The 12,951-nt window shown below is 72.0% G+C and carries 9 protein-coding genes; 6 read left to right on the top strand and 3 right to left on the bottom strand.

Annotation, left to right across the window (positions count from 1 at the left end; all coding sequences use genetic code 11):
- Positions 1-52: 52 nt before the first annotated feature.
- Entirely contained in the window at positions 53-907 is an 855-nt protein-coding gene (locus OHA37_RS16945) for a 2-amino-3,7-dideoxy-D-threo-hept-6-ulosonate synthase (RefSeq protein WP_266906066.1), read from the bottom strand.
- Positions 908-1,354: 447 nt separating this feature from the next.
- Here OHA37_RS16945 and OHA37_RS16940 point away from each other — a divergent pair, with 447 nt between their 5' ends.
- Positions 1,355-4,186 (top strand): helix-turn-helix transcriptional regulator, encoded by a 2,832-nt coding sequence (locus OHA37_RS16940; protein ID WP_266906064.1) that lies wholly within the window; start codon positions 1,355-1,357, stop codon positions 4,184-4,186.
- Between the two features lie 91 nt (positions 4,187-4,277).
- Here OHA37_RS16940 and OHA37_RS16935 read toward each other — a convergent pair whose 3' ends face one another.
- Entirely contained in the window at positions 4,278-4,754 is a 477-nt protein-coding gene (locus OHA37_RS16935) for an SRPBCC family protein (protein ID WP_266906062.1), read from the bottom strand.
- A 311-nt stretch (positions 4,755-5,065) separates the two neighbouring features.
- On the opposite strand from OHA37_RS16935, the gene OHA37_RS16930 reads away from it, so the two are divergent.
- Complete coding sequence (locus tag OHA37_RS16930) at positions 5,066-6,643, top strand: FAD-binding oxidoreductase (protein WP_266906060.1); 1,578 nt, start codon at positions 5,066-5,068, stop codon at positions 6,641-6,643.
- Positions 6,644-6,711: 68 nt separating this feature from the next.
- A complete protein-coding gene (locus OHA37_RS16925; RefSeq protein WP_266906058.1) occupies positions 6,712-7,446 on the top strand; it encodes an SDR family oxidoreductase in 735 nt (244 codons plus the stop codon).
- 78 nt (positions 7,447-7,524) lie between these two features.
- Here the strand turns inward: OHA37_RS16925 and OHA37_RS16920 are convergent, their stop codons facing one another.
- Complete coding sequence (locus OHA37_RS16920; protein WP_266906056.1) at positions 7,525-8,007, bottom strand: SRPBCC family protein; 483 nt, start codon at positions 8,005-8,007, stop codon at positions 7,525-7,527.
- A 318-nt stretch (positions 8,008-8,325) separates the two neighbouring features.
- Between OHA37_RS16920 and OHA37_RS16915 the strand changes: the two genes are divergently transcribed.
- From OHA37_RS16915 to OHA37_RS16905, 3 genes are all read left to right on the top strand, one after another.
- Positions 8,326-9,810, top strand: coding sequence for an MFS transporter (locus OHA37_RS16915; protein WP_266906055.1), 1,485 nt, complete (start codon positions 8,326-8,328; stop codon positions 9,808-9,810).
- 157 nt (positions 9,811-9,967) lie between these two features.
- Entirely contained in the window at positions 9,968-11,578 is a 1,611-nt protein-coding gene (locus tag OHA37_RS16910) for an FAD-dependent monooxygenase (RefSeq protein ID WP_266906053.1), read from the top strand.
- 41 nt (positions 11,579-11,619) lie between these two features.
- Positions 11,620-12,894, top strand: coding sequence for a 3-deoxy-7-phosphoheptulonate synthase (locus OHA37_RS16905; protein ID WP_266906051.1), 1,275 nt, complete (start codon positions 11,620-11,622; stop codon positions 12,892-12,894).
- Positions 12,895-12,951 lie beyond the last annotated feature (57 nt).

Here is a 12,951-nt window from a genome sequence, read left to right as displayed (position 1 = left end):
CTTACTCCCTGATGGGTATGAGTGAGATGAGGTGGAACGCTGCCGGCGGGGCTCAGCCCACGAGGGTCGGCAGCTGCTCCGGGCGCGGGTTCTGCGTGGGGCGGTGATCGCCGAGGCCGAGTTCCTCGCCGCGGAGCCGGTGCAGGCGCTGCGCGATCTGCCGCGTCATCGCGCCGGGGTCGGCGGCCTGGAAGATGTTGCGGCCCATCGCGAAGCCGCTGACGCCGCCGCGCAGCGCCTCGTCCACGTAGGCCAGTACGTCGGGCACCGTGGTCTTGCGCGGGCCGCCGGCGACGATGACCGGGATGGCCGCGGACCTGACGACGTCCGCCATCTCGTCGGGCGAGCCCACGTACGGCGTCTTGACGATGTCGGCGCCGAGTTCGGCTGCCACGGTGATGGCGTGGGCGACGAGTTCGGGGTCCCGTGGATTGGTGACCTTCGGGCCCCGCGGATAGATCATGGCGAGCAGCGGGACGTTCCACTGGTCGCAGAGGTCCGACACGCGGCCGAGGTCCGTGATCTGCTGCTGCTCCTCGGCCGAACCGAGGTTCACGTGGACGCTGACCGCGTCGGCGCCGTGCCGCAGTGCCTCGTCGACGCCGCTCACCAGGTACTTGGAGTCCGGGTCCTGGGCGTACATGGTGCTCGCGCTGAGGTGGACGATCAGCGAGGTCCGGGAGAACCGGTCCGGACTGACGTGGCGCAGCCCGCCCTTGTGCAGGACCACGGCGTCGGCGCCGTTGTCGGTGAGCTGCCCGACCAAGGCGTCCAGTCCGCCTTCTCGCAGGGCGATCGGCCCGTCACTGATGGGGTGGTCCAGTGGTACGACGAGCAGCCGGTCGCCGCCGTCTCCGTACAGGCGCCTCAATCGGAGCCGCCGGCCGAACGAAAGATTGGTGAACATTACACGCATCCCCTCCCTGTCGGGTGTGGGGCGGGAGCCGAGCGGTCCGCGGTTCCGGCTCGCTCGGCGTGCCCCCGGCCCGTCGACGGCAAGTTTTCGCCGAGGGGCCATGGCGTGCCATCGCCCGTTTACGTGATCCCGTCCGTGAAGGGCACGGGAGATTCGAACGGAGGGCCGTACGGCCCCGGGTGCGGAAGGCCGAGGTCGTTGCGGACGGCGGAGGGGCGGACACCAGCCCTTCTGCCCCGAACGAGGAATCGGCCGGCACTCCGCGCATTGACACATTCGCCACCGGGCAGGGAAATGTTTCGGCCATTTCCGGGCTTTGCTTCCGCGAGAAGGAAATCGGCGATCAGTCGGCAGCGGTTACCGTGACATGGGAAGTGACGTGCTGATGACCAGCCCGGATGGGAGAACCGGGGGTTTCGCCAACTGATCGGGGGGACGATGCGGAACGCAATTGTGGAGTGGGCAGGTCCGGCCTTGGGCCGGGATACCGAATTGGCCTTGCTACGGGAAAGCCTGAGAGCCGCAGCCTCGGGAACCGGCCAGTGCCTCGTGGTGGAAGGGCCGCCCGGAATCGGCAAGACCCGGCTGCTGCAGGAGGCCGCCCGGGAAGCGGAGCGGCTCGGGATGACCAGTGCGCTCGGCCGCGCCACCGAGCTGGACCGGGTGGCGCCGCTCTCGGTCCTCCTGTCCGCGCTGCGCGACAGTGTGCCGCCCGTCGTGGACTCGGCTGACATGGCGGCGCTCGGCGGCCTGGGCGGCCAGGAGGCCGGCCGCTTCTGGCTGGTCAGCCGGCTCGGCGACCTCATCGAGGAGTACGCGCGCACCCGCCCGCTGCTCATCGCCCTGGACGACGCCCAGTCGATGGACGAGCTCACGGCGTTCACGCTGCAGATCCTGGTGCCCAGACTGCGCAGCCACTCGGTGATGTGGCTGTTGGCCCGGCGCCCGCCCTCGGCCCAGGCGCTCGGGTACGAGGTGTTCGGCCACCTCCGCCGGGACGGTGCGGAGCACATCGCGCTCGGTCCGCTCGACTCCGACGCCATCGCCCAGTTCTGTTCGCACGCGGTCGGCGGGGACCCCGGATCCGTGCTGGCCGCGCTCGCGGCGCGCAGCGGCGGGAACCCCTTCCTGCTCGGCCAGCTGCTCAACGCCCTCGATGCCGACGGCCGGTTGCACCGTACCGACGGGACGGTGGAGGTCGACGGGAGCGACGCGCTGCCCGAGGACTTCCTGTCCGCCGTCGACTGCCAGCTGCGCCACCTGTCCGTGCCGACCCGCCGGTTCCTGGAGGCCGGCTCCGTCTTCGGCAGGCCGTTCCTGGTGAGCGAGGCGGCCGGCCTGCTCGGCGAGCGCGGTGTCGCCCTGCTGCCCCAGGTCCAAGAGGCGGTGGAGGCGCACATCCTCCTGGACGACGGCACGGCGCTGGACTTCCGCCACGGGCTCCTCCGGGAGGCGGTGTACGACGGGCTGTCCGGATCGGTACGCAGGGTCCTGCACCAGGAGGCCGCCACCGTCCTGGAGGCCACGGGAAACCGGCGCGCCGAGACCGCGCTGCACCTGGTCCGCGGGGCCTGCCGGGACAACCCCCACACCATCACCGTGCTGTGCGAGGCGGCGGACGAGGTGGCCTCCACCTCCCCCAGCACGGCCGCGGACATGATGCTGGAAGCGCTGGAGATCCTGCCGCCCGACGACCCCAAGGCGCCGTCCCTCATCGCCAAGGCCGTGAGCCTGCTGGCTTCGTCGGGACGCATCACGGAGGCACGTGACCTGGGCGGGGTGGCGCTGCATCGCACCATCAGCCGCGTCCAGGAGGCGGCGGTCTACGTCGGGCTGGCGGACGCGCTGAAACACGCCGGCCAGGACGCGATGGCGGTCGAGTGCACCCGCCGCGCGCTGGCCCACCCCGAAGTCCCGGACGCGGTACGGGGACAGCTCCTCGCCGTCCAGGCGCACGCCCTGCTCAACGGCGACGACCTGCGCGGAGCGGAGGCCGCGGCGGTCGAGGCGATGGCGGTCGGAGAACCGGAGACCGCGGTGTACGCGGGCGCGGCCCGCAGCGCCGCCGCACGGATCCGGGGAAGGATCGACGAGGCCGTGTCACTCGCCTCGGACGCCGTGCAACTGGCCGACGACGAGGGCGGGGACGCACGCCACCGGCACCCCCGGCTGTGGCTGGGGCGCGCCCTGGTCGCCGCCGACCGCTTCAGCGAGGCCGACGCCGTGTTCGAACTCGGTGAGGGCGACGCGCGCACACTGGGCTCCGCCTGGTCGCTGCCCCTGTGGCACTACGGCCGGGCCGAGTTGCGGATGATGGCCGGCCAGCTCGACGACGCCCAGGCGGAGGCGCGGGCCGGCAAGGCGGTGGCCGAGCAGCTCAGCGCCCTCGCCATCGTTCCGTCGCTGCTCGCCATCCTCGGCCAGGTGGAGATCCACCGGGACGAACTGGCGCGGGGCCGGGAGACGTTCAGGGAGGCACGCCGGATGGTCGACTCCGGGTACGGGGTCGTGGCGGAGGACATCGCCTGGCTGCAGGCCCAGCTGGCGTACGCCGCGGGGGACCCGAAGGCGGCGATGACGGCCCTGTCGGGCGTCTACGAGCAGTTCGAGGAGCGTCCCCTGCTGCTGACCCAGGTCTCCTGGTCGGCGCCGGCCCTGGTGCGGTTCGCGCTCGACGCGGGCGCCCGGCCGGAAGCGGAGGCGGCGGCGCTCACGGCCCGGCGGCTGGCGGACAGCACCCCGAGGACCGTCTCGCTCACGGCCGCCGCGCACCACGCCGAGGGCCTCCTGCACGATGACGTGGCCTCCCTGCGCGCAGCGGTGGAGGCCTACCGCACGAGCCCGCGCCACCTGGCGCGGGGCATCGCCCTGGAGGACACCGCGCACGCCGAGGCCCGGGCCGGGCGCCGCAGCCACGCCGTCGCCCTGTTCGAGGAGGCCCTCGGCCGGTTCACGGACTGCGGGGCCACCCGGTCCGTGGCACGGGTCCAGCGGGCGCTGCGCGGGCTGGGCGTGCGCCGTAAGAAGTGGCAGTCGGTGCAGCGGGCACAGACGGGCTGGGACAGCCTGACGGCCGCCGAGCTGCGCGTGGTGCGTCTGGTCGCAGAAGGGCTGACCAACCGGGCCTCCGCCGAGCGGCTGTTCCTGTCGCCGCACACCGTGGACACGCACCTGCGCCACGCCTTCGCCAAGCTGGGCGTCTCCAGCCGGGTGGAGCTCGCGCGCCAGGCGATGCAGCAGGAGGCGGGCAAGGAGCCGGGCGCCGCCTGACCGGTCGGCCGGCCGGGGGCGCGATCGCCCTCCCGGCCGGCCCGGGGGCCACCGCGCGAGCGGTCAGGCCCGGGGGTCACCGCACGAGCGGTCAGGCCCGGGGCGTCAGTTCCTCCCGCATGCGGACGATGGTGTCGATGATCGGCTGCACGATCCCGCCGAAGTACTGGGCGGTCGAAGCCACGAAGGAAGCGTCCTGCTCGCCCTTCGCCTTCCCCTCCGCCGAGAGCACCACCCGGATCGTGAGCGTGGTGGCCCCCTGCCCGTCGTGCCCGATCTCGTTCCGGATCTCGGCCAGGTAGGGATCGTCCAGCTGGTGGAAGACCATGAGCCGGCGGTCGTGGAAGACGGCCCGCTCCCGGGCCTTCGCGCGGCCCGCCACGGTGATCTCCCGCAGCAGCCCGTCCTCATGGCGCTCCAGCACCCGGCAGTCGGTGATGCCGGCGATGAACGGAACGGGGTTCTCCGCCTTGCGCAGCAGCCCCCGCCAGACCTCCTCGGGGGTCAGCAGTCGCTTCCCCTCCTCGTCCTCTCCCACGACCGGTAGCGTCCAGCTCAATTCGGACATGTCGTCGCCTCCTGTGGCACGGCACCGCGGCGGACGCCGTCGCCCGCGCGTCGCGGTTCTCCCGCAGACCAACAGCTTCCGTCCGCGGGCCTCCCGGGACATCACCGGTTCTCGTGAGCTTCTCCCCGGCGCCGGACCGCAGTCAGGCCGTCCCGGCCGGCCGAGGATCACGTAAAGACGCGATGTGCGAGAAGGCGTGGTTGACCAGGCTGGGGACCCCACAGCACGGGTCCGGAGCCCGCTGTGGGAGAGCTGATCGGTACGTGACGGGGGAGAAGTACATGGGCGGCATATCACGTCGAAGGTTCCTGGTGACCACGGCTGCGGCGAGCACCGCCGTGAGCGGTGCCGCCACGGCGGTCGCGTCCGCTGCGGAAGCCGGCGAGGCCGCGGCGGCGAGCGGCCCCTTCGACGTCACTTCGGCGGACCAGCAGTACACGGACCTCGTCCGCGGGTTCAACCAGCGCTGGGTGGCCAAGCCGGACTACGTCCGGATGGTGAGCACACCGGGTCAGGTGGTCACCGCCGTGCAGGCGGCCGTCAAGGCGGGCAAGCGGCTCTCCGTGCGCAGCGGCGGCCACTGCTACGAGCCCTGGGTCGGCGACGGCGTCAACGTGGTCGTCGACGTGTCCGAGATGAACCAGGTGTACTTCGACTCTGCCCGGCAGGTCTTCGTGGTGGAGGCCGGTGCCACGATCTCGGAGATCTACAAGAGCCTGTACAAGAAGTGGGGGGTGACCCTGCCCGGCGGTACCTGCCCGACCGTCGGCGCGGGCGGACACGTGGCGGGCGGCGGCTACGGCGCGCTCTCCAGGCGTCACGGCCTCATCGTCGACCACCTGTACGGGGTGGAAGTGGTCGTGGTGGACGCGTCCGGCACGGCACGGCTGGTCACGGCCACCCGTGAGCCCTCGGACCCCAACCGGGACCTGTGGTGGGCGCACACCGGCGGTGGCGGCGGCAACTTCGGCGTGGTGACCCGTTACCTGTTCCGCTCGCCCAACGCCGCCGGCGCTCCTCAGAGCCTGCTTCCCAAGCCTCCCACCACGCTGCTGGTCAACTCCGTGTCCTGGTCCTGGGCCGACCTGAACGAGCAGTCGTTCGGCCGGATCCTGAAGAACTACGGGACCTGGTGCGAGAACAACGCGTCCGCGTCCTCGCCGTACGCGGGCCTGTTCAGCCAGCTGAAGCCCGCCCCCAAGGCCGCGGGTTCGTTCTCCCTGACGACGGAGATCGACGCGACCCTCCCCGGTGCGGACCAGCTGCTCGACGACTTCCTGGCGGCCGTCAACAACGGCACGGGAGTCTCCTTCCGCGTCGACGAGCGCAGGACCGTTCCCTGGCTGCACGCCACCGAGTGGCCCGGATTCACCGGCGGCGGCGACCCCACGAACCGCTTCAAGGGCAAGTCCGCCTACATGAAGAAGACCTTCACGGACGCCCACGTCGCGGCGTTCTACAAGCACCTCACGCGCCCGGACTACCCCTACCCCGGTGCCCTGGTGCTCATCAGTTCGTACGGCGGCAAGGTCAACACCGTCTCCCCGACGGCGACCGCCGTGTCCCAGCGCAGCTCCGTCATGAAGCTGATGTACGTCAACTTCTGGCGGGACCAGTCGCAGGACTCCTGGCACGAGGCCTGGATCCGCGAGTTCTACCGGGACGTGTACGCCGACACCGGCGGCGTGCCCGTGTCCGGTGCGGTCACCGACGGCTGCTTCGTCAACTACGCCGACGGCGACCTCTCCAACCCGGCGTGGAACACGTCGGGCGTGCCCTGGCACGACCTGTACTACGGCGCCAATTTCCCGCGGCTGCAGCAGGTCAAGGCCAAGTGGGACCCCAGGAACGTCTTCCGCCACGCCCAGTCCGTACCGCTGCCGGCCTGACCGGGCGGCGTGCGGAAGACCGGTGAACAACCCCCATGTCGTCCAGCACTGACTAGGAGCCAACCAAGATGAGTCTCAACGGCAAGGTCGCCATCGTCACCGGCGCATCCCGCGGCATCGGCCGTGCGACGGCCGAGCGCCTCGGCCGCGAGGGCGCCGCCGTCGTGGTCAACTACCAGAGCAACGAGGAGGCGGCGCAGCAGACGGTGAAGGCCATCACCGCGAGCGGTGGCAAGGCCGTCGCCGTCCAGGGTGACGTGTCGGTCGCCGCCGACGTCGCCGCTCTGTACGAGGCCGCGGTCAAGGAGTTCGGCGGCGTCGACATCGTCGTCAACAACGCCGCGACCGTCGCCGCCGCGCCCGTGGAGTACATCAGCGAGGAGGTCTTCGACCGCCTGGTCGCGACCAACCTGAAGAGCGTCTTCCTCTCCCACCAGCAGGCCACCAAGCACCTGCGGGACGGCGGCCGCGTGATCAACCTCGCCGCCGGGCTGCCGGCGGCGGCCATCGCCTACCTCGGCGCCTACGGTGCGACCAAGGTGGGGGTCGAGGTCCTCACCCGGTCCCTCGCCCACGCGCTCGGCGAGCGCGGCATCACCGTCAACGCCGTGGCCCCCGGCCCGACCGACACGGACATGCTCGCCCCCGAGGCGCGCGCCAACCTCGACAGCCTCATCGCCCAGACCCCGCTGCGCAAGCTCGGGCAGCCGGCCGACATCGCGGACGTCGTGGCCTTCCTCGCCGGTTCGGACGGCCGCTGGCTGACCGGCCAGACCCTCCACGCCAACGGCGGCTTCGCCTAAGCCGTACCCACCGGCCAAATGCCGCGGTCCGGAGCCCCTGACGGGTTCCGGACCGCGGCATTTGGCGTACGTCCACGGTCAGGCCGCGGTGACCGCCCGGCCAGCGGTGAGCCGGACGGTGTTCACCGTCGCGGCGGCCGTGTCGTAGAACAGCAGGTCGTTCTCCGCGATGAATCCGGCTTCCTGGCGGCTCCGCTCCAGGCCCGCGGCGGACAGGGTGGCGGTGAACGTGAAGGTGAGCCGGCCCTCCGCGTCCTCGCCGATCTCGTTGGTGATCGCGGTCAGCAGCGGGTTGTCGATCTGGGTGAAGACGATGCGCCGCTGCGGCTCGAGGGTCACCCGCTCCCGCAGCAGCACCGACTGGTCGCCGCGCAGCGCGATGCGCCGCACGAAACCGCCGTCGAACTCCTCCAGCACCTCCGCGAAGCTGATGGACGGCACGTAGGAGACCGGGTTGGCCGCCTTGTGCACCAGGCTCTCCCAGAGCTCGTCGCGCTGGATCTCCGGGTACCCGGGCAGGCGGGGGTCGTTGACGAGCAAGGTGTAAGTGAAGACGACCATGGGTCGAGCCTTTCGTGCGTTCCGGTAGCAATCGGCGTTGCCTTTCGCCGCAGCATGGCTTCCGCGCGGGCCTCCGGACATCCCAGTTTCACGCGATCTGCCACGACCGGTTGGCGGCCGCCCTTCCGCCGTGCGGGTCACGAAGGATGGCGTGAAGACGTGATGCCGGGTACCGGGGCCCGGCCGACGATGGATCAGCGTGACCGCGCCGCTGCTCCCGCCCCCGAGGCGTACGGAGATGCGCGGGGAGACGCGGTGAGACGCGGCGAAGCGCAGCCAGGATCCAACTCGACGACACGAAGAAATGGGACACCTCTCATGACCAACGGCATCACGCCGAGTCGGACCGGGGCCGCGGACCACGCCGACTCCCCGGAGTCAGGGACGGCCGGAGCGGCCGGTGGCCGCAGTCCCTGGGCGATGTTCTCGGTGCTGGCACTGATCGAGTTCATGGCGGTGATGGACGCCTCGGTGGTGAACATCGCGCTGCCCGCCATCCGTGACGACCTCGGGTTCTCGCCCACCGGCCTGGCCTGGGTCGTGGACGCGTATCTGCTCGGCTTCGCCGGCTTCCTCCTGCTGGCGGGCCGCGCATCCGACGTCATCGGCCGGCGGCGGCTCTTCGCCGCGGGCGTGGCCCTCTTCACCGTCGCCTCGCTGGCCTGCGGACTCGCGGCCGACGACTGGCAGCTGGTGGTCAGCAGGCTGCTGCAGGGCCTGGGCGCTGCCCTGGTCACTCCGGCGGCCCTGGCGCTGATCACCGACATCTTCCCGGAGGGGCCGGAGCGCAACAAGGCGCTCGGCCTGTTCATGGGGATGGGCGGCGTCGCCGCTCCGGTCGGTCTGGTGCTGGGCGGACTGCTCACCACGGCCGGCTGGGAGTGGATCTTCATGATCAACGTGCCGATCGGCATCGGCATCCTGCTGGCCGCCCTGCGCCTGCTGCCGGCCACCGGCCCGCAGACGGAAGCCAAGCTCGACGTGATCGGCGCGGTCACCGCCACCGCCGGACTGGTGATGCTCATCCTGGCCGTGTCGCAGGGAGGCGCCCAGGGCTGGGGCTCGGCCGCGACACTGGCCGAGTTCGCCGCCGCCGCGGTGCTGCTCGTGGGCTTCGTCGTCCGCCAGCGCACGGCGGCCGATCCGGTACTGCCCTCGATGCTGCTCCGCATGCGACCGCTGGTCATCGGCAACGTGGCCTTCGCCCTCGTCGGCACGCTGCTGATCTCCACCTTCTTCATCATCACGATCTACCTGCAGCAGGTGCTCGGCTACGGCCCGGCGAAGGCCGGCCTGTCCTACGTGCCCATTCCGCTCGCCATGCTGGCCGGTACGCAGGTGGCCCCCCGCGTGCTCCGGTTCGGCCCGCAGAACGTCCTCATGGGCGGGGTGCTCATCCAGGGCGCGGCGCTCGCCGCGTGGGCCACGGTGATCGACGTCCAGGGCGGTTACCTCACGGGCTTCCTGCTGCCGGCCGTGTTCTGGTCCTTCGGCCTCGGCGTCTCCATCGTCTCGTCCTTCGTCGTCTGCACGATGGGGCTCACCGGTCCCATCGCCGGCGCCGGCTCGGGCCTCGCGACCACGTCGTACCAGGCGGGCGGGGCGATCGGCCTCGCCGCCCTCGTCGCGGTCGCCGCCGCCCGTACCCACAGCGCGTCCGCCGACCAGGCGCCGCTGGAGGCCCTCCTGTCCGGCTACCAGCTCGCCCTGTGGTGCTCGGTCGGCGTGGCCCTCCTGGCGGCGCTGCTCACCCGGTTCATCCGCTTCGGCGGGCAGCCGCAGGAGCAGGGCCAGCCCTCGTAGCGCGTCCGGCCGGGCCCCGGACCGGCCTCGTCGTCCGGGGCCCGGTCCGGACCCGGTGTCCGTGACCCGGCCCGATCCGGCCCGGACCGGACCCGGTGTCCGTGACCCGGCCCTCCATCCCGTTGACCTCCCCCGTGCCGATCCCGCAGGAGCATCCGTGCTTGACCATCCCCCGTCCCTCCCCGACAGCGCGTCCGTCCTGGTCGTCGGCGCCGGACCGGTCGGTGCGACCCTTGCCCTCGAACTGGCCCACCACGGAGTGCGCAGCACCGTGGTCGAGCGGTCCACGACGGTCTCGGCGCATCCCAAGATGGACTTCATCAACGGCCGCAGCATGGAACTGCTGCGCCGCCTCGGTGTGACCGACGAGATCCGCCGCCGCGGTGTCGCGGCCGACGAGCCCTTCGACTTCCACTGGATCACCGACCCCGCGCAGCCGCCCGTCTCGGTGTGGACGTACCCCTCCGTGGCGGAGCTGCGCCAGAAGTTCGCCGAGGTCACCGACGGCTCGGCGCCCCTGGAGCCGTACCAGCGGCTCCAGGGCTCGCTGCTGGAGGACGTGCTGCGCCAACGGGTGCGCGAACACCCGCTGGTCGACCTGCGGGAGGGATGGAACCTGCTGGACCTGACGGACGACGGCGAAGGGGTGACGGCGCGCCTGGCCGACGTCGGGCAGGGCACCGAGCACACCCTGCGCGCCGCCTACGTCGTCGGCTGCGACGGCGGCGGCAGCACGGTCCGGCGGTGCACGGACATCACGACGCAGCTGAGCGGTCCGAGCACCCGCCACTGCGACGTGTACTTCCGCAGTGAGGACCCCGCGCTGTTCCGGAACGGGAAGTTCTTCCTCACCATCGCCGCCGGCGGGGCGACGCTGGTGAACCGCGACGGCGGGCGGACCTGGACCGGCACGTTCGTCCTCCCCGACGGGGAACCCGAGCCGGACGAGCCGCTCGCGGTCGTCAAGGAACGGCTGGGCTTCGACTTCGAGGTCGACGAGGTCCTCAACGTGGCCTACTGGTACGGGCGCCTCGCCGTCGCGGACTCGTACCGCGCGGGCCGGGTCTTCCTCGCCGGCGACTCGGCGCACCAGTTCTACCCGACCGGCGGGCACGGGGCGAACACCGGCCTCGGTGACGCCGTCGACCTCGGGTGGAAGCTCGCCGCCACGCTCACCGGCCGGGCCGGCCCGGGTCTGCTCGACTCCTACGAGGCCGAGCGCCGGCCCGTCGCGCTCTTCAACCGCGAGATGTGCGCCAACCTCCTCGCCGTGTGGATGCGCTTCCCGCAGCTGGCGGCCGCCGGCGCGTCCCGCTCCCAGCTCGCGGGGTACCTCGCCAAGGAGAGCTTCCAGATCGACAACCTGGGCATCCACTTCGGCTACCGCTACACCGGCTCCCCGGTCGTACGCCACGAGGACACCCCGGACCCGGGCTGGGAGTGGCAGTCGATCGTCCCGACGACCCTGCCCGGCGGCCGTGCGCCGAACGTGCGGCTGGCGGACGGCACACCGCTGTTCGACCGGCTCGGGACGGGGTTCACCCTCGTCGACCTCTCGGGCGAGAACCGGGGCAAGGACCTGGTGGAGCAGGCGCGGCGCCGGGGACTGCCGGTCGAGCTGCTCACCGTGGACAGCGCCGACGTGCGCGCCGTCTGGGCGCGCGATCTGGTGCTCGTCCGGCCCGACCACCACGTGGCGTGGCGCGGCGACGTGGCGCCGGAGCCCCGCGCGTGGGACGGCCTGCTGGAGGAGGTCACCGGCGGCTGACCGGCACACGTACGAGTCATCAGAGCAACGGGGGATGTGAAATGTCAGGGATCGTCGACCGATCGGGCACGTTGGTTGCCTCGGCCGGCTTCAGCGGCACGGCCGGGGACGAGCGCGCGTATCCGGATCCGTGGGAGGCGCGGCAGCAGCCCGCCTGGGAGGACCGGGAGCTGCTCGTACGGGTGAGGCGGCGGCTCGCCGCCTCGGCCCCGCTGGTCCGTGTCGAGGACACGGAAGAGTTGCGCGGCCTGCTCGCGCACGTCGCGGCGGGCGAGGCCGGTGTGATCCAGGCCGGCGACTGCGCGGAGGACCCGGCCGAGTGCACACCCGGCTACGTGGAGCGCAAGGCGAGCCTGCTCGACGCGCTCGCGGAGGCGATGCAGCTCGCTTCGGGCAAGCCCGTCCTGCGGGTGGGCCGGATCGCCGGCCAGTTCGCCAAGCCGCGTTCCCGCCCGACCGAACCGGTGGGCGACCAGGAACTCCCCGTATACCGCGGGCACATGGTGAACGGTCCGCAGCCCGACGCGCTGGCCCGCCGCCACGACCCCGCCCGGATGCTGGCGTGCTACGAGGCCGCGAGCAACGCGATGGAGTACCTCGGATGGCCGGGCGCGCAGGCCCAGGGGCCGTCGGCCCTCCGGTCGCCGTCGGAGCCGCGCGTGCGCTCGCGGGCGCGGTCGAAGGTGTGGACGAGCCACGAGGCGCTCGTACTGGACTACGAGGCTCCGCTGCTGCGGCGCACGGAGGACGGGCGCCTGCTGCTGACGTCCACGCACTGGCCGTGGATCGGCGAGCGCACGCGGCAGCTGGACGGTGCCCACGTCGCGCTCCTGGCGCAGGTGGTGAACCCGGTCGCCTGCAAGGTCGGGCCGACGATGACCCCCGACGAGGTGGTGGCCCTGTGCGAGCGCCTCGACCCGGCACGCGAGCCGGGGCGCCTGACGCTCATCGCGCGGATGGGAGCCGACGCCGTGGCCGCGAAACTGCCTCCGCTGGTCGAGGCCGTCCGCGCGGCCGGCCACCCGGTCGGCTGGCTGACCGACCCCATGCACGGCAACACCGTCAGCGGTCCGGACGGCCTGAAGACCAGGTTCGTCCAGGCGGTCCTGCACGAGGTCGGGGAGTTCCGGTCGGCGGTCCGCGCGGCCGGGGGCGTCCCCGGGGGGCTGCACCTGGAGACCACACCCGACGAGGTCACCGAATGCGTGGCCGACAGCGCACGGCTCGATGAGGTCGGCGTCAAGTACACGAGTCTGTGCGACCCGCGGCTCAACCCCCGGCAGGCCCTCGCGGTGGCCGCCGAGTGGCGCGGATGAGAGCCGGTGCCTGAGCACCGCTCAGCAGAACTCCGCACAAGACCGAGCCAACGGAGG

Origin of the sequence: Streptomyces sp. NBC_00335, from assembly GCF_036127095.1 — a bacterium.
Taxonomy (GTDB): Bacteria; Actinomycetota; Actinomycetes; order Streptomycetales; family Streptomycetaceae; genus Streptomyces.
The sequence above is the reverse complement of the archived record's forward strand: the minus strand, read 5'-3'. Positions and strand labels throughout refer to the sequence as shown.